At 52.6% G+C, this 20751-nt stretch carries 19 protein-coding genes; 15 read left to right on the top strand and 4 right to left on the bottom strand.

The window, feature by feature from the left end:
- Positions 1-14: 14 nt before the first annotated feature.
- Genes nudF through parE form a run of 5 tightly spaced genes read left to right on the top strand, consistent with a single transcriptional unit; the run spans position 15 to position 4419 of the window.
- Positions 15-647, top strand: a complete 633-nt coding sequence (gene nudF / locus NA389_RS15975; RefSeq protein ID WP_001231950.1) for an ADP-ribose diphosphatase — start codon at positions 15-17, stop codon at positions 645-647.
- Positions 644-1066, top strand: coding sequence for a DUF1249 family protein (locus NA389_RS15970; protein WP_000833404.1), 423 nt, complete (start codon positions 644-646; stop codon positions 1064-1066). Before nudF ends, NA389_RS15970 begins: the two co-directional genes overlap by 4 nt.
- Positions 1067-1090: 24 nt before the next feature.
- Positions 1091-1918, top strand: coding sequence for a 3',5'-cyclic-AMP phosphodiesterase (cpdA, locus tag NA389_RS15965; protein WP_000444735.1), 828 nt, complete (start codon positions 1091-1093; stop codon positions 1916-1918).
- Positions 1918-2499 (top strand): esterase YqiA, encoded by a 582-nt coding sequence (yqiA, locus tag NA389_RS15960; protein ID WP_000105725.1) that lies wholly within the window; start codon positions 1918-1920, stop codon positions 2497-2499. The genes cpdA and yqiA overlap by 1 nt, the downstream gene beginning before the upstream one ends.
- Positions 2500-2526: 27 nt before the next feature.
- Positions 2527-4419 carry a DNA topoisomerase IV subunit B gene (gene parE / locus NA389_RS15955; RefSeq protein ID WP_000195315.1) on the top strand — a complete coding sequence of 631 codons (1893 nt, stop codon included), beginning with the start codon at positions 2527-2529 and terminating at the stop codon, positions 4417-4419.
- Positions 4420-4543: 124 nt separating this feature from the next.
- Here parE and NA389_RS15950 read toward each other — a convergent pair whose 3' ends face one another.
- The 4 genes from NA389_RS15950 to qseB all read right to left on the bottom strand — a co-directional run bounded on the left by NA389_RS15950 (position 4544) and on the right by qseB (position 7583).
- On the bottom strand, positions 4544-4858 hold the full coding sequence (locus NA389_RS15950; RefSeq protein ID WP_000958587.1) for a putative quinol monooxygenase: 315 nt from the start codon (positions 4856-4858) through the stop codon (positions 4544-4546).
- Positions 4859-4889: 31 nt separating this feature from the next.
- Positions 4890-5471 carry an NAD(P)H-dependent oxidoreductase gene (locus NA389_RS15945; RefSeq protein WP_000065416.1) on the bottom strand — a complete coding sequence of 194 codons (582 nt, stop codon included), beginning with the start codon at positions 5469-5471 and terminating at the stop codon, positions 4890-4892.
- 106 nt (positions 5472-5577) lie between these two features.
- Entirely contained in the window at positions 5578-6927 is a 1350-nt protein-coding gene (gene qseC, locus NA389_RS15940) for a quorum sensing histidine kinase QseC (protein WP_000779333.1), read from the bottom strand.
- On the bottom strand, positions 6924-7583 hold the full coding sequence (gene qseB, locus NA389_RS15935) for a quorum sensing response regulator transcription factor QseB (protein ID WP_001221574.1): 660 nt from the start codon (positions 7581-7583) through the stop codon (positions 6924-6926). Before qseB ends, qseC begins: the two co-directional genes overlap by 4 nt.
- Before the next feature lie 151 nt (positions 7584-7734).
- Between qseB and NA389_RS15930 the strand changes: the two genes are divergently transcribed.
- The 10 genes from NA389_RS15930 (at position 7735) to NA389_RS15885 (ending at position 20719) form a co-directional block, all read left to right on the top strand.
- Positions 7735-8127 (top strand): YgiW/YdeI family stress tolerance OB fold protein, encoded by a 393-nt coding sequence (locus NA389_RS15930; protein WP_000731553.1) that lies wholly within the window; start codon positions 7735-7737, stop codon positions 8125-8127.
- A gap of 129 nt (positions 8128-8256) precedes the next feature.
- Entirely contained in the window at positions 8257-10515 is a 2259-nt protein-coding gene (gene parC / locus NA389_RS15925; RefSeq protein WP_001281857.1) for a DNA topoisomerase IV subunit A, read from the top strand.
- A gap of 256 nt (positions 10516-10771) precedes the next feature.
- Positions 10772-11509 (top strand): 1-acylglycerol-3-phosphate O-acyltransferase, encoded by a 738-nt coding sequence (gene plsC, locus NA389_RS15920; protein WP_000965733.1) that lies wholly within the window; start codon positions 10772-10774, stop codon positions 11507-11509.
- A gap of 73 nt (positions 11510-11582) precedes the next feature.
- A complete protein-coding gene (ftsP, locus tag NA389_RS15915) occupies positions 11583-12995 on the top strand; it encodes a cell division protein FtsP (RefSeq protein ID WP_000010658.1) in 1413 nt (470 codons plus the stop codon).
- Positions 12996-13057: 62 nt separating this feature from the next.
- Positions 13058-13669, top strand: coding sequence for a hypothetical protein (locus tag NA389_RS15910; protein WP_162264744.1), 612 nt, complete (start codon positions 13058-13060; stop codon positions 13667-13669).
- A gap of 20 nt (positions 13670-13689) precedes the next feature.
- Entirely contained in the window at positions 13690-13881 is a 192-nt protein-coding gene (locus NA389_RS15905) for a hypothetical protein (RefSeq protein WP_043942885.1), read from the top strand.
- A 700-nt stretch (positions 13882-14581) separates the two neighbouring features.
- Positions 14582-15487: a hypothetical protein gene (locus NA389_RS15900; RefSeq protein ID WP_306291854.1), complete on the top strand. Its 906-nt coding sequence runs from the start codon at positions 14582-14584 to the stop codon at positions 15485-15487.
- Positions 15488-15502: 15 nt separating this feature from the next.
- Positions 15503-16927: a hypothetical protein gene (locus NA389_RS15895; protein WP_000384556.1), complete on the top strand. Its 1425-nt coding sequence runs from the start codon at positions 15503-15505 to the stop codon at positions 16925-16927.
- A gap of 64 nt (positions 16928-16991) precedes the next feature.
- On the top strand, positions 16992-18413 hold the full coding sequence (locus NA389_RS15890; protein ID WP_000710523.1) for a DUF4459 domain-containing protein: 1422 nt from the start codon (positions 16992-16994) through the stop codon (positions 18411-18413).
- Positions 18414-18547: 134 nt separating this feature from the next.
- On the top strand, positions 18548-20719 hold the full coding sequence (locus NA389_RS15885; protein ID WP_001274458.1) for a YgiQ family radical SAM protein: 2172 nt from the start codon (positions 18548-18550) through the stop codon (positions 20717-20719).
- Positions 20720-20751: the final 32 nt, after the last annotated feature.

The following is a 20751-nucleotide window of genomic DNA, read 5'->3' as shown; positions in this document are numbered from 1 at the left end:
AGCAGGGCAGCACAATGCGTAAATCAGACAACTTGCCAGTTACTTTCACCAAAAGCGATGTAGAAATTATTGCACGGGAAACGCGCTATCGCGGTTTTTTTTCATTGGATGTGTATCGATTCCGCCATCGTTTATTCAACGGAGAAATGAGTGGCGAGGTAAAGCGCGAAATTTTTGAGCGCGGGCACGCCGCCGTCTTGCTACCCTTTGACCCTGAACGTGACGAGGTGGTGCTGGTCGAACAGATTCGTATTGCCGCGTATGACACAAGCGTTACGCCGTGGCTGCTGGAGATGGTCGCCGGCATGATAGAAGAAGGCGAAACCATTGAGGCGGTCGCCCGGCGGGAGGCGATGGAAGAAGCGGGGCTGACCGTAGGCCGCACCCGACCGGTCATCAGTTACCTGGCGAGTCCAGGAGGAACCAGCGAGCGCTCATCTATTCTGGTGGGTGAAGTGGACGCCACGACCGCGGCAGGTATTCATGGTCTGGCGGATGAAAACGAAGATATTCGGGTTCATGTGGTAAGCCGGGAACAGGCATACCAGTGGGTAGAAGAGGGGAAAATCGACAACGCAGCCGCAGTCATCGCTTTGCAATGGCTTCAGTTGCATCATCAAGAGTTAAAAAACGAGTGGAAAAAATGAAGCGTTATACACCTGACTTCCCAGAAATGATGCGTTTGTGCGAAACCAATTTTTCGCAATTGCGCCGCCTGCTGCCGCGCAATGACGCCCCCGGTGAAACGGTGAGCTATCAGGTGGGCAACGTACAATATCGGTTAACGATTGTGGAATCGACCCGATACACTACGCTTGTAACGATCGAGCAAACGGCGCCAGCCATCACCTACTGGAGCCTGCCGTCGCTGACGGTGCGCCTCTACCATGATGCGATGGTGGCTGAAGTGTGTTCAAGCCAGCAGATCTTTCGCTTCAAAGCGCGGTATGATTATCCAAATAAAAAGTTGCATCAACGCGACGAAAAGCATCAAATTAATCAGTTTCTGGCCGACTGGCTACGATTCTGTTTAGCACATGGAGCGATGGCGATTCCGGTTTATTAGCGTCGTGAAACCTAAGGACACCATTTGGAAAGCCTGTTAACCCTACCTCTGGCTGGTGAGGCCCGAGTCAGGATTTTACAAATTACAGATACTCACCTGTTTGCCGAAAAGCATGAAACGCTGTTAGGCGTCAATACCTGGGAAAGTTACCAGGCCGTGCTGGAGGCTATTCGGGCGCAACAGTATGAATATGATCTGATCGTGGCCACCGGCGATCTGGCGCAGGATCAATCCGCTGCGGCTTATCAGCATTTTGCTGAGGGTATCGCAAGCTTTCGCGCGCCTTGCGTTTGGCTACCGGGCAATCATGATTTTCAGCCGGCAATGTACAGCGCGCTGCAAGAGGCGGGGATTTCCCCGGCTAAACGCGTGTTAATCGGTGAACAATGGCAGATTTTGTTGCTGGATAGCCAGGTGTTTGGCGTCCCGCATGGCGAACTGAGCGAGTTCCAACTGGAATGGCTTGAGCGTAAGCTCGCCGATGCGCCAGAGAGACAGACATTGCTCCTTTTGCACCACCATCCGTTGCCGGCAGGGTGCAGTTGGTTGGATCAGCACAGCTTGCGTAATGCCGGTGAGCTGGATAGCGTGCTGGCGAATTTCCCGCGTGTAAAATATCTGTTATGCGGACATATTCACCAGGAGCTGGATCTTGACTGGAACGGTCGCCGTCTGTTGGCGTCGCCGTCAACCTGCGTACAGTTCAAACCACACTGCGCGAACTTTACGCTGGATACTATCGCGCCGGGCTGGCGTACGCTGGAGCTCCGGGCGAACGGCGTCCTGGAGACGGAAGTGCATCGCCTGCAGGATACCCGGTTCCGACCCGATACCGCTTCGGAAGGATACTGATGTCTACGCTTCTCTATTTGCACGGATTCAACAGTTCCCCTCGCTCGGCAAAAGCGTGCCAGCTAAAAAACTGGCTGGCGGAGCGTCATCCGCATGTTGAGATGATCGTCCCTCAACTCCCGCCGTATCCTGCCGATGCGGCGGAGTTGCTGGAATCTCTCGTGCTTGAGCATGGCGGTGCGCCATTAGGGCTGGTAGGATCGTCGCTGGGTGGTTATTACGCCACCTGGCTGTCGCAATGTTTTATGCTGCCGGCTGTGGTGGTGAATCCCGCCGTGCGGCCCTTTGAATTACTGACCGACTATCTCGGTCAGAACGAGAACCCCTACACCGGGCAGCAATATGTGCTAGAGTCTCGCCATATTTATGATCTTAAAGTCATGCAGATTGACCCGCTGGAAGCGCCGGACCTGATCTGGCTACTGCAACAGACGGGCGATGAAGTGCTGGATTACCGCCAGGCGGTGGCATATTACGCCTCCTGCCGTCAGACAGTGACCGAGGGTGGTAATCACGCATTCACGGGCTTCGAAGATTATTTCAACCAGATTGTCGATTTTCTTGGACTGCACAGTTGCTGACAATCAATTCGAATTGCTAATTAAACCATGACGCAAACTTATAACGCTGATGCCATTGAGGTACTCACTGGGCTTGAGCCGGTACGCCGCCGCCCGGGGATGTACACCGATACGACCCGCCCCAACCATTTGGGTCAGGAAGTGATTGATAATAGTGTGGATGAAGCACTGGCAGGTCACGCCAAACGCGTGGATGTCATTTTACATGCCGATCAATCGCTGGAAGTGATTGACGACGGACGCGGGATGCCGGTGGATATCCATCCGGAAGAGGGGGTTCCGGCGGTAGAACTGATCCTCTGTCGACTTCATGCCGGCGGTAAATTCTCCAATAAGAACTATCAGTTCTCTGGTGGTCTGCATGGGGTGGGGATTTCGGTAGTGAATGCCCTGTCAAAGCGCGTGGAAGTGACCGTGCGCCGCGACGGTCAGGTCTATAACATCGCGTTTGAAAACGGCGAAAAAGTGCAGGATTTGCAGGTTGTCGGCACCTGCGGTAAACGTAATACTGGCACCAGCGTCCATTTCTGGCCCGACGAAAGTTTCTTCGACAGCCCGCGTTTTTCTGTCTCTCGCTTAATGCACGTTCTGAAAGCAAAAGCGGTGCTGTGTCCCGGCGTGGAAATCACTTTTAAAGATGAAGTGAATAACAGCGAGCAGCGCTGGTGCTACCAGGATGGCCTGAACGACTATCTGGGCGAAGCGGTAAACGGCCTGCTGACGCTGCCGGAAAAGCCGTTTATCGGTAATTTTAACGGTGAAACGGAAGCTGTTGACTGGGCGCTATTGTGGCTGCCGGAAGGCGGCGAATTACTGACGGAAAGCTACGTCAACCTGATCCCGACCATGCAGGGGGGGACGCACGTCAACGGTCTGCGCCAGGGCCTGCTCGACGCGATGCGCGAATTTTGCGAATACCGCAATATTCTGCCGCGCGGCGTCAAACTGTCGGCGGAAGATATCTGGGATCGCTGCGCTTATGTGCTCTCCGTGAAAATGCAGGACCCGCAATTTGCCGGGCAGACCAAAGAGCGTCTGTCGTCGCGTCAATGTGCGGCATTTGTTTCCGGCGTGGTGAAAGATGCCTTCAGCCTGTGGCTGAACCAGAACGTGCAGGCGGCGGAACAACTGGCAGAGATGGCGATTGCCAGCGCGCAGCGGCGACTGCGCGCCGCAAAAAAAGTGGTACGCAAAAAGCTCACCAGCGGTCCGGCGTTGCCGGGGAAACTGGCGGACTGTACCGCGCAGGATCTTAATCGGACCGAGCTGTTCCTTGTGGAAGGGGATTCGGCGGGCGGTTCCGCCAAGCAGGCGCGCGATCGCGAATATCAGGCGATCATGCCGCTCAAAGGTAAGATCCTTAACACCTGGGAAGTCTCTTCCGATGAAGTGCTTGCCTCGCAAGAGGTGCATGATATTTCCGTGGCGATCGGTATCGATCCGGACAGCGACGATCTGAGTCAGCTGCGCTACGGCAAGATCTGTATCCTGGCGGATGCGGACTCCGATGGTTTGCATATCGCTACTCTGCTTTGCGCGCTGTTTGTCAGACATTTCCGCGCGCTGGTGAAGAATGGTCATGTCTACGTCGCGCTGCCGCCGCTATACCGTATCGATTTGGGTAAAGAGGTCTATTACGCGCTGACGGAAGAAGAGAAGGCGGGCGTACTGGAACAACTGAAGCGTAAGAAAGGTAAGCCGAACGTACAGCGTTTCAAAGGCCTGGGTGAAATGAACCCGATGCAGTTACGCGAAACCACGCTTGATCCAAATACTCGCCGCCTGGTGCAGCTCACCATTAGCGATGAAGACGATCAGCGTACTAACGCGATGATGGATATGCTGCTGGCGAAGAAACGTTCTGAAGATCGACGCAACTGGCTACAGGAAAAAGGCGATCTCGCGGATCTCGACGTGTAACGGTTGTTGCACGCTTTATCCGGTCTGCGCGCCGCAGGCCGGATAAGCGAATCCGACATGACGCCGCAGCCTGATGGCGACACTTGCGCATCGCATCAGGGCGACGTCAGACGAGGGTAATAACTTAAACGCCGGATTCCAGAATACGAATATTCATTTCCAGCACATCGTCTTTTACCGCGTCGCTATAGGCTTTCATATGCGGGGTTTGCAGATGCGCCTCAAGGTGCGCAACGCTTTCCCACTGTTCAATCATCACGATCGAGTCAGGCGCCAGAGTCTGAAAACTCACGCCCGCGGCATGATCCACCATCGGCGCGTAACCGTGGCACCCCTCTTCTTTAAGAACGGTTGGAATAATTTTCGCAAACTGGTCGAGGACGGCCTGACGGTGATGTTGGCCCGGACGCGTGCGAATTTCGGCAATGACGGTAAGCATGGTTAACTCCTTCTAATTCCAGGATGACCAGTTAAGCAAAAATTTCGCTCAGATGCTTGCGATATTCTGCGGTATAGCGCGGAACATCCGGCATTTTAATCACGTCGTTGGCAATAAACGTTGGCAGCGCGTCCATGCCCAGGAACTGGTTGGCTTTATGGAATGGCAGATAGACGCCATCTACGCCTACGCCGTGGAAAAACTGATCTTTTTCGGTAAATGCTTCCATCGGCGCGTTCCACGTCAGTGACAGCATATATTTTTTCCCCTGCACCAGACCGCCGGAACCGTACTTTTTAGCGGCATCGGAACGCGTGCGGCCATCGCTGGCATAGAGCGTGCCGTGACCTTCGGTAAAGACATCATCCATATATTTTTTTACTGTCCATGGCGCGCCCATCCACCAGCCTGGCATCTGCCAAATCACCACGTCAGCCCAGACGAAATTCTGCACCTCTTCTTTAATGTCATAGTCGCTGTCGGCGCGGACGATCTTAACCTGATGACCCAGATCGCGCAGAAGCCCATCGGCAACTTCGGTCAGGGTGTCATTCAACTGGCCGTTGGAGTGCGCGAATTTTTTCGCCCCGTTGATAATCAGGATGTTACTCATTTTGTGTCCTCAAGAAATGCGTTTGCTGCTGATTCTACGCTGACGGGCGGTGCGGTGAAATTAGCAAAATGTGCAAAGTCTTTTGCATTTTTGGCAAAAGTCTCTGTTACCAACTTACTACGGCCTCAAATCCACCTTCCGCGGCGTTGCCAAACGACACCGTCATGCCGTGCAGCGTAGCGATGCGACGGACGATTGATAATCCCAGACCGCTGCCGGTCACACTTTGGCCTGGCGGGCGGTAAAAACGCTCGCCGATATGCGTCAGAATCTCTGGCGCTACACCAGGGCCATTATCTCTGACGGTGAAGCTGCGGGCATGTAAGGTAACGTCGACGACGCTGCCTTGCGGACTGTAGCGAATCGCATTATCCAGCAGGTTACGCACTAACAGGCTTAAGAGTAGCGGCTGGCCGGTACGTATGACGTCATGGGCGTTAAGCTGTAAACGCACGTCGATATTCGCCTGCTGCGCCGGATGATAAATATCCATTACCGCGGACTGCAGCAGCTCTTCCAGCGAAATCTCCGCTACATCCTGCAAATTATTGAGCGAGTCGAGACGCGATAACGTCAGTAGCTGATCGACCAGCCGCGTGGCGCGATCGATCCCCGCATGGAGCTGGGTCAGCGCTTTATCGCGTGAGAGCGGATCGTCGCCCGAGAGCTGCGCCACCTCGGTTTGTACTTTCAGCGCGGCCAGCGGGCTGCGCAATTCATGGGCAGCGTCGGAGGTAAATCGCCGTTCGCGCACCATCATGGAGTGGATGCGGCTAAAAAGCTGATTAAGCGCTTCGACCAGTGGGCGAACCTCGCTCGGTACGCCTTTGGCGTCGAGCGGCGTTTCCGATTCCGGCGACCGGAAGCGCAGCGCCTGCGCCAGTTTTTTCAACGGTCTGAGCTCGCGGTGAAGCAGGAGTAATAAAATCAGTAGCATGAAGGGAAGGGCGAGCAGCCACGGCGTTAATTGCGCCGCCACGATCGCCAGCGCCATATCTTCGCGGTAATCCCACTCCTGACCGACGACGATACGATACTTACCGTCCGCCGAGTTCAACCACAAAAAACGCCAGAGATCGTTGTCATCCTTCAGATAGCCATTGTCGAAACCTTCGCGGCGATAGCGATACGGAATATCCTGGCCGTTGTCGCCATCATGCAGCAACATTTTGCCGTCAGCGGAAAAGATGGCGAATGCCAGCGCATCGTCATCGATATGCCCATGTTTTAATTTCTTTGGCGTATGCGCCATGCGCTGCGGGGCGTTGATCTCGTTAAGATCGAGGGTGCTAAGCCGTCTGGCGAACAACATCAACTGTGTGTCAAACAGCTCGTCGACATTATCCGTCGTCTTTCTCCAGGCCACAAAACTGGAGATTGCCCAGGTGATGGAGACCAGAATCAGAAAAATAAGCGTCAGCCTGACGCGCAGGCTGAGACGTTGCGTCAATTTCATGCGTCACCCAGGGTATAGCCGATGCCGTGTACGGTGCGAATAAATTCACTGCCGAGCTTGCGGCGTAAATGATGAACATGGACTTCCACTGCATTGCTGGACACGTCGTCATCCCAGTTATACAGCTTCTCTTCAATAAGCTTGCGCGGCAGCACGCGACCTTTGTTGCGCAGTAAGAGTTCCAGCAACGCGAACTCTTTTGGTTTTAAGGCCAGCGGTTCGCCGGCAAGCGTCGCGACGAGATTGCCTGGATTGAGCGTCACCTGGCCGTGGCGCAATTCGCTACTGGCCTGACCGCTGGCGCGGCGTACCAGCGCCTCCAGACGGGCGGCGACCTCAATGAGCGCGAAAGGTTTACATAAATAGTCATCGGCGCCCAGACGTAGCCCCTCGACGCGCTCTGCTAACGCGTCGCGCGCCGTCAGGATCAGGACCGGTTCCTGTTTACCCTTTTCGCGCCATTCGCGCAAAATATCCCGTCCGTCCATGCCTGGCAGCGTCAAATCTAAAATAACCGCATCATAAGGCGCGCTGTAAAGCGCCTCTTTGCCCGGACGTCCCTCGGTAAACCAGTCGACGCTGAAACCCATTTTACTCAGGCCCGCTTTTATGCCATCGCCAATAAGTGTGTCATCTTCTACCAGTAAAATTCGCATCTGTTCTTCCTTGCGGTAACTCGCGTTGCCGTCAGTTAACCTTGTCGCCGCAGGCGATGTACAGAAAAAAAGATTCTTTTTTTGCCTTAAGAAGTTGTTAAGGATTACCTTATTAAATGGATCTGAAACGACATGAAAGGGAAAAGTAATCATGAAAAAATTAGCTGCAATCGTTGCCGTTATGGCACTGTGTTCTACCCCGGTTCTGGCGGCTCAGCAGGGCGGTTTCTCCGGCCCGTCGGCGACGCAAACGCAAGGCGGCGGATTTGTCGGCCCGAACGGCAGCAGCACGACGGTAGAGAGCGCTAAATCGCTGCGTGACGATGCGTGGGTAACGCTGCGCGGGAATATCGTCGAGCGCATTTCCGACGACCTGTATGTGTTTAAAGATGCGACCGGTACTATCAATGTGGATATTGACCACAAGCGTTGGAACGGCCTGACCGTAACCCCGCAGGATACCGTTGAAATTCAGGGTGAAGTGGATAAAGACTGGAACTCTGTCGAAATCGACGTAAAACAGATCTCTAAAGTTGCCAAATAAACTCCATCAGGGCCGCGCTCGCGGCCCTTTTCTTTGTGACTCAACGCGCCAGATAGGGTAGTATCTGCGGCAATATTGCCTGAGAGATACCGGGTATTATTCGGGCTAACAGTTGAGGAATCACAATCAATGAGCGATATGGCAGAGCGCCTTGCGCTACATGAATTTACGGAAAACGCCTACTTAAACTACTCCATGTACGTGATCATGGATCGTGCGTTGCCGTTTATTGGCGACGGCCTGAAGCCGGTACAGCGCCGCATCGTCTATGCGATGTCAGAGCTGGGGCTGAACGCCAGCGCTAAATTTAAAAAATCCGCCCGTACCGTTGGTGACGTACTGGGTAAGTATCACCCGCATGGCGACAGCGCCTGCTATGAAGCCATGGTGCTGATGGCGCAGCCGTTCTCTTACCGTTACCCGCTGGTCGATGGCCAGGGGAACTGGGGCGCGCCGGATGATCCGAAGTCATTCGCGGCAATGCGTTATACCGAATCTCGCCTGTCCAAATACGCCGAGCTGCTGTTAAGCGAGCTGGGGCAGGGGACGGCGGACTGGGTGCCAAACTTCGACGGCACGATGCAGGAACCGAAAATGTTACCGGCGCGTCTGCCGAACATCCTGCTGAACGGCACCACCGGTATTGCGGTGGGCATGGCAACAGATATCCCGCCGCACAACCTGCGCGAAGTGGCGAAAGCGGCGATTACGCTGATTGAGCAGCCGAAAACGACGCTGGATCAGTTGCTGGATATCGTCCAGGGGCCGGATTACCCGACCGAAGCGGAGATCATTACCCCACGTGCGGAAATTCGTAAAATTTACGAAAACGGGCGTGGCTCCGTGCGTATGCGCGCGGTATGGACCAAAGAAGACGGCGCCGTGGTAATTTCCGCGCTGCCGCATCAGGTGTCTGGCGCGAAAGTGCTGGAACAGATTGCTGCGCAGATGCGTAATAAAAAACTGCCGATGGTAGACGATCTGCGCGATGAATCGGATCACGAAAACCCGACGCGTTTAGTGATTGTCCCGCGCTCCAACCGTGTGGATATGGAACAGGTGATGAACCATCTGTTCGCCACCACCGATCTGGAAAAAAGCTACCGTATTAACCTGAATATGATCGGTCTGGATGGTCGTCCGGCGGTGAAAAACCTGCTGGAGATCCTCACCGAGTGGCTGGTGTTCCGCCGCGACACGGTGCGTCGTCGTCTGAACTATCGTCTGGAGAAAGTGCTTAAGCGCCTGCATATCCTCGAAGGTTTGCTGGTGGCGTTTCTCAACATCGACGAAGTGATTGAGATTATCCGTAACGAGGATGAGCCGAAACCCGCGCTGATGTCGCGTTTCGGCATCAGCGAAACCCAGGCGGAAGCGATTCTCGAACTGAAACTGCGTCATCTCGCCAAACTGGAAGAGATGAAAATTCGCGGTGAGCAGGACGAGCTGGAAAAAGAGCGGGACCAGTTGCAGGGCATTCTCGCGTCCGAACGCAAAATGAATACCTTGCTGAAAAAAGAGCTACAGGCAGATTCCGATGCCTATGGCGACGATCGCCGTTCTCCGCTGCGTGAGCGCGAAGAAGCTAAAGCGATGAGCGAACACGATATGCTGCCGTCCGAACCGGTGACTATCGTGCTGTCGCAGATGGGCTGGGTGCGCAGCGCCAAAGGTCATGATATTGATGCGCCGGGGCTTAACTATAAAGCGGGCGACAGCTTTAAAGCCGCGGTGAAAGGTAAGAGCAATCAACCGGTGGTGTTTATTGATACAACCGGGCGCAGCTATGCTATTGATCCCATTACGCTTCCGTCGGCGCGCGGGCAGGGCGAACCGCTGACCGGCAAACTCACGCTGCCGCCGGGGGCGACCGTAGAGCATATGCTGATGGAAGGCGATGACCAGAAACTGTTGATGGCGTCGGATGCGGGCTACGGCTTCGTTTGTACGTTTAACGATCTGGTTGCCCGTAACCGTGCCGGTAAAGCGTTGATTACACTGCCGGAAAATGCGCACGTCATGCCGCCGCTGGTGATTGAAGACGAGCACGATATGCTGCTGGCGATTACCCAGGCCGGACGGATGTTGATGTTCCCGGTTGACTCTCTGCCGCAGCTGTCGAAAGGCAAAGGGAATAAGATCATTAATATCCCCTCTGCGGAAGCGGCGAAAGGCGATGATGGACTGGCGCACCTGTACGTGCTGCCGCCACAAAGCACTCTGACTATCCATGTCGGGAAGCGCAAAATCAAACTGCGCCCTGAAGAGTTACAGAAAGTGGTCGGCGAACGCGGACGCCGTGGCACATTAATGCGCGGCCTGCAGCGTATCGATCGCATTGAGATTGATTCACCGCATCGCGTAAGTCATGGCGACAGCGAAGAGTAAGACAGGGGCACCCGTAGGCCGGACAAGGCATTTAAGCCGCCATCCGGCGCTCTGCCGTTGCCGGATGACGACGCAGTAGCGTCTTATCCGGCCTACGGTTTCAGATCGGATTAACATTAAAATTTCCCGTAAAACCGTTGTTTATTCGTGCATTGCGATTAACAATACGTTTTTCCAGAGAGCCACACTTACCAAAATCCTAACCTGAATTTCAGGTGACGTAGAATGCCGGGCTCTTAGGCCTTCAGAGGTTGTTATGCTATATATTTTTCGTCTTATTGTTACCGTTATTTACTCCATTCTGGTCTGTGTTTTCGGTTCTATTTACTGCCTTTTCAGCCCACGTAACCCAAAACACGTGGCGACGTTTGGACATATGTTCGGTCGTCTGGCCCCGCTGTTTGGCCTGAAAGTGGAGTGCCGCAAACCCGCCGACGCGGAAAGCTATGGCAATGCTATCTATATCGCTAACCACCAGAATAATTATGATATGGTCACGGCGTCGAATATTGTGCAGCCGCCAACGGTGACGGTGGGGAAAAAAAGCCTGCTTTGGATCCCGTTTTTTGGGCAACTGTACTGGCTGACCGGTAATCTGTTGATTGACCGTAATAACCGCGCCAAAGCGCATAGCACCATTGCGGCAGTGGTTAACCATTTTAAAAAGCGCCGTATTTCTATCTGGATGTTCCCTGAAGGTACGCGTAGCCGGGGACGCGGTCTGCTGCCGTTTAAAACCGGCGCGTTTCATGCGGCTATCGCGGCTGGTGTGCCGATCATTCCTGTCTGCGTTTCCAACACCTCTAACAAAGTCAATCTAAACCGCCTGAACAACGGACTGGTTATTGTGGAAATGCTGCCGCCAGTCGACGTCAGCGAATATGGTAAAGATCAGGTTCGCGAGCTGGCGGCCCACTGCCGTGCGTTAATGGAGCAAAAAATCGCGGAACTTGATAAAGAGGTTGCGGAACGTGAAGCGACCGGTAAGGTTTAAGCAGCCTTACTCTGTTATTGTAGAAATCATTTTTTCAGGCACAACTCTTTAGCCTGTTTTACATGGAGCTTATATGTCATTCAGTCGGCGTCAGTTTCTTCAGGCATCGGGAATCGCACTATGTGCAGGCGCGATTCCCCTCAGGGCGAATGCTGCCGGTCAGCAACAGCCGTTGCCTGTTCCGCCGTTGCTGGAGTCCCGTCGCGGGCAGCCGTTGTTTATGACGCTACAGCGTGCGCACTGGTCCTTTACGCAAGGCACGCGCGCACCGGTCTGGGGAGTGAACGGTCGTTATCTGGGGCCGACAATCCGCGTCTGGAAAGGCGATGACGTTAAACTCATCTATAGCAACCGCCTGGCGGAAAATGTCTCCATGACGGTTGCTGGTTTACTGGTGCCGGGGCCGCTGATGGGTGGCCCGGCGCGTATGATGTCGCCGAACGCGGACTGGGCACCGGTGTTGCCGATTCGTCAGAGCGCCGCCACGCTGTGGTATCACGCTAACACGCCTAACCGTACCGCGCAGCAGGTGTATAACGGCCTGGCCGGAATGTGGCTGGTCGAAGACGACATCAGTAAAACGCTGCCCATTCCGAACCATTACGGCGTGGATGATTTTCCCGTCATTATCCAGGATAAACGGCTGGATAACTTTGGGACGCCGGAGTACAGCGAACCGGGAAGCGGTGGTTTTGTCGGCGATACGCTGCTGGTGAACGGCGCGCAAAGTCCCTATGTCGAAGTGTCCCGCGGCTGGGTGCGGTTACGGTTGTTGAACGCCTCGAACTCGCGGCGCTATCAGCTTCAGATGAGCGATGGCCGGGCGCTGCATGTGATTTCAGGCGATCAGGGCTTTTTACCTGCGCCGGTTTCCGTCAAACAGTTGTCACTGGCGCCCGGCGAGCGACGTGAAATCCTGGTTGATATGACCAACGGCGACGAAGTCTCGATCACCTGCGGGGAGGCGGCCAGCATAGTCGATCGGATTCGCGGTTTCTTTGAGCCTTCCAGTATTCTGGTTTCTACCCTGGTGCTGACGTTACGACCAACCGGATTGCTGCCGCTGGTGACCGATAATCTGCCGATGCGTCTGTTGCCGACGGAGATCATGAGCGGCGCGCCTGTCCGCAGCCGGGACATCAGTCTTGGTGACGATCCGGGGATTAACGGCCAACTATGGGATGTGAATCGCATTGATATTACCGCCCAACAAGGCACCTGGGAGCGCTGGACGGTACGCGCCGATATGCCGCAGTCGTTCCATATTGAGGGCGTCTCTTTCCTGATTCGTAACGTCAACGGCGCTATGCCGTTCCCGGAAGATAGAGGCTGGAAAGATACCGTCTGGGTGGATGGGCAAGTCGAACTGCTGGTCTATTACGGTCAGCCGTCCTGGCCGCACTTCCCGTTCTATTTCAATAGCCAGACGCTGGAAATGGCTGACCGCGGCTCGATTGGACAAATGCTGGTGAATCCTGCGTCGTAAAGGCGGACCAGTGATATTCGATGAGAATCAGTGAGGAGGGATGGCGGCTGCTGACGTTCTGGATGTTTACTGCAGGCGGCTATCTTATTCTGTTCTTCATTGTTATTTGCCTGGCTTTTTTGTTCCAAACGCCTCGTCGCGTGTTGCTGTGGATTGCTTGGTCACAGATTACGCTGGTTCTTTTGCTATGGTTTGCTGCGGGTGATGAAACGCTTTTCTTCCCGATTGGCGCAGGGTGGATACTGGGGCTTAGTTTATTGCTGGCGCTACTGTTTAGCCACCGATTACGCCAACCACACCACCTTTGGGCCGGGTGCCATGCGGTCGTATTGCTGCTGTTGTTAGCGCACATAGGGGATATTCTCGAGAGGCATCATCGGCGCGATGCCTATCAGGCACAGCAGGCGGCGGAAGAAACGCTGTTACAAAAAATCGATACGACCGATGACCGCGCTTTTTTAAATCATTTGATGTCGCAAGCAATGCAGTCGCAAAACGCATTTCCCCTTTTGATATTGCGGACGGAACTGAAAAAATTTGGTTGGTTTTGGCCATCGACCGGCTTAATCGTCCTGCCGTTGGGGCGTTTGCCTCCTGGTTTATTGGCGATTCTGTACAGGCAAAGCAATATCGGCATCAGCTCTTACAAAACAATCCATTATTGGACCTACTGAATCGTATTTTTAATGATAGTATGGCTGACGAACAAATTTTTCTGCAACAACAACTTTTGGCGCGAGATATTTGTACCAGTTTGATTAGCGTCGTGCCGGAATTATTGACGGACGAACTGTATGCGCAAGCCGTTGCCTTTGATAATAGCAACAAACCGAAACCTTTCTCATGGCAGTTTGAATTCGATGTGTTTTATCATCAGAAAAAATAACGGGCAATAATGAATTTGGAAAACGGATAGAATTTGTTGTTGATGATAATATCCACCGTGCTGGGCAATATATACAATCATCGTATTGGCTATAGTTATTAGTGCGTTTAGCTCGCTGTGTTAACAGAAAATAGAAACGAGAGATTTGAATTCGGTAGTGAGCATGGAAAGTAAGGATGCTTTATGGTTGAATCATTTGCGTGGATGATGTGGGACTCAGTAATATTGATGAGCGCGTGGGGTATTTATGGCGTTGTATTATTGAGGTTAATTGTCGGCGCATTTGATTCTTTGCGCTATCGGCGGGTTTTTTTGCGTGTTGTTCTTCCGCAGGTGAGCGTTGTTTGTATATTGTGGGGAGGATTATTCTGGATCGATTCAAAAAATATTTATATCGTATATTTATTGATATTAGGATTGATGCCCTCGATAATAATTGCTATTTTTTCTAGTCGAGAGTCTCCATTTTTTATTCTGGGAACTATCGTGTCCCATACTATTTTTTTTGTTCGTTTTCGTTTATGTGATGGACGGCCCGCGATTATGGCACCACATTGGTGAAGACTGGGATAACTATAAAATTACCCGACTGTTTGAGCGCGCGAAGGGGGATGTTCAGGTTTTGCAGGATGCCTCTTGTTATCAATTGGCAAGTGTTTTGACGCTGGCTGCAGAACACCGCGATACACCGGAAAATTTATTGCGTTATCTGGCTAAAATACGAGGTATTTCGCCATTTTTGACAGCGGCAGAATCTTGCCCTGAAGCGGCGATCCCGAATGCCGAATTTCTTTATACGCCATTTGTTACCGCTCTTCGCCAACATAACGTACCGATAGTACGCTTTTTTAGCCAGCAACTGGTGGGCGAGACATCTTCCGCCAGAGAGAATCGCAACATTGTCGCTCGTAAAGAAAATCCACTGCTGACGCTTTATAAATCTAACTATATATCACAGTATCGCGAGCAGTACAGACTAGAAATTAGTCAGCTATTGCTGAATATTATGCCAGAACTGTTGAATGATGCTGTCTATATTTATCCCATTATCCAACGTAACACCGAGTTGGTTGCTTATTTTTGGCAGAAACATCCGCCCACTATTCCTCTACGCAGGCTCGAAGCGATGGTGTTGTTAGCCAAAACGGAACCGCTAATGAGCGAGGTAACCCATAATCCAGAAATATTGATCACACCGCCGATTGAGAGGTGGGATCGTGAAAACCTGCTCACTTTCATACTGAGCAATGGCAATCTGGTAATGATTCAGTCGCTTATTGATGCAAACGTAGTGGACTGGAAACGAGCAATGGAAGACGGAAATAATGAGCCTCTGCATCAGGCCATATTGCGACTGCGTGGTGGAGCGTTAGAGAACGCATTGCTGATACAGATCATTAAGGCGATGCAAGCGCAGAAAGCGTTATCCAACGAGCAAATCGCCCACTATCTTCCCTGGACACCGACGTTTCCTGCCGCTTTTTTACAGGCTGGGCTTTCCTGTGAGCAATTGCGTGAGGTGTTGAATGCTTCAGTGGCGGGGGGCGAACAAGCACGAAACGATACGCGGCAACGGCTGAATGCGCTATGTCCAGTCGCGAAGTGACTAAAGGAATAGTAAATGGATTATATTAATCGATGGCTTGGCTCTGAACTGCTGATGTTTTGTATTCTACCGTGGGGGTATGCCGCTGCGGTGGCATCACTGCTGATCCTGATGTTTTCCAAAAAACGCAGCCGACAGATTTTGCTGTGGGTATTACTACCACAGTGGGCAGTCGTGGTATTGCTGTTACTCACGTTGCAGTACACCCAGTTGTTGAGCCAAACAGGCACGGTATGGATGTTGATGCTCCTGTTGCCAATTCTGAGTTGGGCGGGCTTGCTGCCCGCGCTGCTGCTGGGAACCTGGCTGCGCAAGCCGTGGCCCGCATGGCTACTGTGCCATATTGTGTTCATTGGGGTGCTGTGCCCGGTGATGCCGGAGCTGTGGCGTGCTATTAGCCATCAATGGCAACAGCAAAATATTGCGCAGTTGCTCAGGCAGGTTCAGGCAGGCGACTTGGACCAGTTAGAGAGCATTCATGATAACAGTATGTTGGAACAGACACTGGTTCAGGCGGTAAAAGCGCCAGGCATATCAGAAAAAAACTTGCGCGCTCTGACTGCACGTGTGGCATCGCCTTTTAGTGTTTCGCGGGAAGATGGCTATTTCGTCAATGCGCCATTTTTTGCAGCTTTTGAGAGTGGCAATATCACTGCGGTGCGTATTTTTAGCGAGCAGCTCACGGGCGACTCTCAGCAGGCGCAGGCAAATCGCACCATCGTACGGCAGCAAAATCCGTTGGAATATCTCCCCACGCCCCATTTTAAGCCTGAGGGATTTCGCCAGACTTTTTTTGAGATGGCCGACGTTCTACTACGGGTCATGCCCGATCTCCTCACCGATGAAGCCTATTCGGGGGCGATACAGCTTCAGGATAAAGAGACTCTGGCCTTTTTCTGGCAGCGGCGTGAAGCGCAAAATCCGCTGTATCGCGCATATTATTTCTTGTTGCAGGGGCAAACTAAAGCGCTGCTTGCCCAGATAAAACTGACGCCGCAGGTGCTGGGACAATCACTTTATCCGAATAAAAATCTGCTGGCGTCGCTGTTTAGTGATGCGGATGGCGAGACGCTGCGTGCGTTGGTGAAAGGGCAGATGCTGAACTGGCAGCACATCCCTCAGGATAAGTTGACGGACGGCTGGAATTTCCTGATTTCACGCACATTGCATACAGCCTCGAAAGAGGACGCGCTGCCGCCGGATATTCTGGCGGGGATACTGCAAAGTATGCAACAGCAACATACGGCGTTGCCGGAAGCCCTTATTGTAGCCAGCCTTGATTACCAGGATGAAATACATAGCCTGATGACTGCCTACCGGATGGCTTGGTTGGACTGTAACAAGCTTAACGCAATGATCGATAAGGTGTATCCACCAGAAGATACGCGGCGTACCAATGCGCGTATAAAATTAGCACAGCAGTGCGCCGATTTAGACTGATATGCCGTGCTCTGATAATTGAAATTACATTGATTGTTAATAGAAATACAGGGAGTGGTAAATAATGAAAAAATGTTTTTTATTTATATTTGTGTGCCTGTTTATCTTCTCAGCTAATGCGGAACTAAAATTCCGCCCTGAGTTCGAAAATAAAAAAATCTATTTTCAGGACAAGGTCACAGACTACACACTAAATGACTTTACCTTTTTCGGTGACAGTCGCGAACCCTTTTATGGCAGCGAAAACGATGATTATACCGCCACTGCAGATGAGTGGCTCGGATTTTACGCTGAGTTGCCCGACGTTCGAAAATGGCAGCGCGTGGTTCCTGACGATTTTTCTACGATGAGTGGCGCGCCGTGGTGTGATATCCAGTTTTTTGAACAAGAGAATGACCATTCGGTGATTACTGGAAGTGAACATATGCGCTGTATCGATTTTCTCGTGACGCCTAAAAGAAAAGGGCTCATTCCTATGGGGGCAAAGGGAACGCTGTTAGATTACGGCAGCTATCTTGCTTTTGCACCGCAGATAGAGCACATCACGCTGGAAGGTCGATTTCCTGAAGCCTCGCGGACCTGGCTTCCTGTAAGAAGCGTGCAAACCAGCGCAACCTCGATAGCCGATCTTAAAATTATGCTTAATGAGATTTATGCTCGCCACGGTTATATTTTCAGACCGGGCGGTGAGATGGAACGGTACTTCCGACAGCAGCCGTGGTATCGCCCACGCTATGCGAACGTTGATTACCTCATTACCAAGACAGAACATCGTAATATCAAACTCCTCAAAAAGCTGCTTTCTCCTGAGTCACAGCGTAAAAAGGCGCTGTATATTCAGAACACAACCGATTTTTGTGAGGCGCTGAAAGCGAATAATATCAAATATGTTATGGACAATACGGCAGAATACCTTACGACTGGCGTAGATCAGCCAATCAATTTAGAAAAAGTATGGCAAAAATACAGAGACTTAATGATCAATGGCGGCGGAAACTGTCAACGAGATATTGAGAGCTATAAGCGCTACTCCTTTTTATACAGCGAACCTTTAGGTATTTATTACAATTCCACTTTTGAGTTTGATGAAAAGAAAGGGAAATATGTTCTCACTTATGTGAACTTTGATTCTTCCTGCAACAAAGAGGGTGACACGATTGAACTGGAAGGTATGATGGTCAAACGCGAGCACGTCATTGAAGATAATCAAGGCCAACACTCGGATAAAGATCTCGAATTAAAAACAATAAACCTTCAGTGTGTGGCTGGTGCCATGACGGATCAACCTGACTGGGATCGCTATGTCCAGCTCATTCTTCCCCCTGAAAAATACAACTATTATCAACGGTTTATAGGAAAGAAAATCACCCTGCGAGGGAAAGTCATGATTGCAGAATCCATGTATCATGTCACGCCGGTACTGTTGAATTTGCTCGAAGAACAAAATCCTATTATCAAAGTAGCAGATATGCCTGTTCGTCCATAAGTACGATAACCGGCGGGGCAGGCAATCGGCCCCGCTACAGAGTGCAGCCTCACCAATCAATTCGATTTATCTTCCATTCCGGCTTATAATCCCCGACCTTTGATTATTTTTTTGCCAATCGTTTTGGAAGCAATATGAGCGCTATCTCCCTGATCCAACCGGATCGCGACCTTTTCTCCTGGCCGCAGTACTGGGCCGCCTGCTTTGGGCCGGCGCCGTTTTTGCCGATGTCACGTGACGAGATGGATCAACTTGGCTGGGATAGCTGCGACATCATTCTGGTAACCGGCGACGCCTACGTCGACCATCCGAGCTTCGGCATGGCGATTTGCGGTCGTATGCTGGAAGCGCAGGGCTTCCGCGTGGGGATCATCGCCCAGCCGGACTGGAACAGCAAAGACGACTTTATGCGTCTGGGAAAACCGAACCTGTTCTTCGGCGTCACCGCCGGCAACATGGACTCGATGATCAACCGCTACACCGCCGACCGTAAGCTGCGCCATGACGACGCCTACACCCCGGACAACGTCGCGGGCAAACGCCCGGACCGCGCCACGCTGGTCTATACCCAGCGTTGCAAAGAAGCGTGGAAAGATGTCCCGGTGATCCTTGGCGGCATTGAGGCCAGTCTGCGCCGTACCGCGCATTACGACTACTGGTCTGATACTGTGCGTCGTTCAGTGTTAGTCGATTCCAAAGCCGACATGCTGATGTTTGGCAACGGCGAGCGTCCGCTGGTGGAAGTGGCGCACCGTCTGGCAATGGGCGAAACCATCGATCAGATTCGTGATGTGCGTAACACTGCGATTATGGTTAAAGAAGCGCTGCCAGGCTGGAGCGGCGTCGACTCCACTCGTCTGGACACGCCGGGTAAAATCGATCCAATTCCCCATCCCTATGGCGAGGATCTGCCGTGCGCGGATAACAAGCCGGTCGCGCCGAAAAAGCAAGAAGCTAAGGCGATTACCGTGCAGCCGCCGCGTCCGAAGCCGTGGGAAAAAACCTATATCCTGTTGCCATCCTTTGAAAAGGTGAAAGGCGACAAGGTGCTGTACGCCCATGCGTCGCGTATTCTGCATCACGAAACTAACCCTGGCTGCGCGCGGGCGCTGATGCAAAAACACGGCGACCGCTATGTCTGGATCAACCCACCCGCCATACCGCTCTCCACTGAAGAGATGGATAGCGTGTTTGCGCTGCCGTATCAGCGTGTGCCGCACCCGGCTTACGGCAATGCCCGTATTCCGGCCTATGAGATGATCCGCTTTTCGATCAATATCATGCGCGGCTGCTTTGGCGGCTGCTCTTTCTGCTCGATCACTGAACATGAAGGGCGCATCATTCAGAGCCGCTCGGAAGACTCTATTATCAACGAGATCGAAGCGATCCGCGACACGGTGCCGGGGTTTACCGGCGTGATCTCCGATCTGGGCGGTCCTACCGCGAACATGTATATGCTGCGCTGTAAGTCGCCGCGTGCGGAGCAGACCTGTCGTCGCCTGTCGTGCGTCTATCCGGATATCTGTCCGCATATGGATACTGACCATACGCCGACGATCAATCTTTATCGCCGCGCCCGTGAGCTGAAAGGCATTAAGAAAATCTTAATTGCCTCCGGCGTGCGCTACGACATCGCCGTAGAAGATCCTCGCTACATTAAAGAGCTGGCGAGCCATCATGTGGGCGGCTATCTGAAGATTGCCCCGGAGCATACTGAAGAAGGTCCGCTGTCGAAAATGATGAAGCCGGGTATGGGCAGCTACGATCGCTTTAAAGAGTTATTTGACCTTTACTCTAAACAGGCCGGAAAAGAGCAGTATCTGATCCCGTATTTTATCTCCGCGCATCCGGGCACGCGGGACGAGGATATGGTGAATCTTGCGCTGTGGCTCAAGCGCCACCGCTTCCGTTTGGATCAGGTGCAGAACTTCTACCCGTCGCCGTTGGCGAATTCGACCACCATGTATTACACCGGCAAAAACCCGCTGGGTAAAATTGGTTATAAGAGTGAAGATGTGGTGGTGCCGAAGGGAGACAGGCAACGTCGCCTGCATAAGGCACTGCTGCGTTATCACGATCCGGCGAACTGGCCGCTGATTCGCCAGGCGCTGGAAGCGATGGGGAAAAAGCATTTGATTGGCGGTCGCCGTGAGTGTCTGGTGCCTGCGCCGACCATTGAAGAGATGCGCGAAGCGCGTCGCCAGAACCGCAATACCCGCCCGGCGCTGACCAAGCATACGCCAGTGGAACATCAGCGGCAGGGGCTTGCTGCGAATAAGAAGCGCGGGAAAGGCGCGGGGCGTTAAACGGTTTTACAGGTATCCTGTCAGGCTGGATA

This window comes from Salmonella sp. NW645 (assembly GCF_051703725.1).
Taxonomy (GTDB): Bacteria; Pseudomonadota; Gammaproteobacteria; order Enterobacterales; family Enterobacteriaceae; genus Salmonella; species Salmonella enterica.
This window is presented reverse-complemented; position numbering and strand designations above follow the sequence as displayed.

Coding starts and splice junctions, on each gene's coding strand:
- NA389_RS15945 (WP_000065416.1), bottom strand. CDS start 5,471: ATGAGTAACATCCTGATTATCAACGGGGCGAAAAAATTCGCGCACTCC.
- parC (WP_001281857.1), top strand. CDS start 8,257: ATGAGCGATATGGCAGAGCGCCTTGCGCTACATGAATTTACGGAAAAC.
- plsC (WP_000965733.1), top strand. CDS start 10,772: ATGCTATATATTTTTCGTCTTATTGTTACCGTTATTTACTCCATTCTG.
- NA389_RS15905 (WP_043942885.1), top strand. CDS start 13,690: ATGGCTGACGAACAAATTTTTCTGCAACAACAACTTTTGGCGCGAGAT.
- NA389_RS15895 (WP_000384556.1), top strand. CDS start 15,503: ATGGATTATATTAATCGATGGCTTGGCTCTGAACTGCTGATGTTTTGT.
- NA389_RS15885 (WP_001274458.1), top strand. CDS start 18,548: ATGAGCGCTATCTCCCTGATCCAACCGGATCGCGACCTTTTCTCCTGG.
- NA389_RS15970 (WP_000833404.1), top strand. CDS start 644: ATGAAGCGTTATACACCTGACTTCCCAGAAATGATGCGTTTGTGCGAA.
- NA389_RS15910 (WP_162264744.1), top strand. CDS start 13,058: ATGTTTACTGCAGGCGGCTATCTTATTCTGTTCTTCATTGTTATTTGC.
- yqiA (WP_000105725.1), top strand. CDS start 1,918: ATGTCTACGCTTCTCTATTTGCACGGATTCAACAGTTCCCCTCGCTCG.
- NA389_RS15890 (WP_000710523.1), top strand. CDS start 16,992: ATGAAAAAATGTTTTTTATTTATATTTGTGTGCCTGTTTATCTTCTCA.
- NA389_RS15950 (WP_000958587.1), bottom strand. CDS start 4,858: ATGCTTACCGTCATTGCCGAAATTCGCACGCGTCCGGGCCAACATCAC.
- ftsP (WP_000010658.1), top strand. CDS start 11,583: ATGTCATTCAGTCGGCGTCAGTTTCTTCAGGCATCGGGAATCGCACTA.
- qseC (WP_000779333.1), bottom strand. CDS start 6,927: ATGAAATTGACGCAACGTCTCAGCCTGCGCGTCAGGCTGACGCTTATT.
- parE (WP_000195315.1), top strand. CDS start 2,527: ATGACGCAAACTTATAACGCTGATGCCATTGAGGTACTCACTGGGCTT.
- qseB (WP_001221574.1), bottom strand. CDS start 7,583: ATGCGAATTTTACTGGTAGAAGATGACACACTTATTGGCGATGGCATA.
- NA389_RS15930 (WP_000731553.1), top strand. CDS start 7,735: ATGAAAAAATTAGCTGCAATCGTTGCCGTTATGGCACTGTGTTCTACC.
- nudF (WP_001231950.1), top strand. CDS start 15: ATGCGTAAATCAGACAACTTGCCAGTTACTTTCACCAAAAGCGATGTA.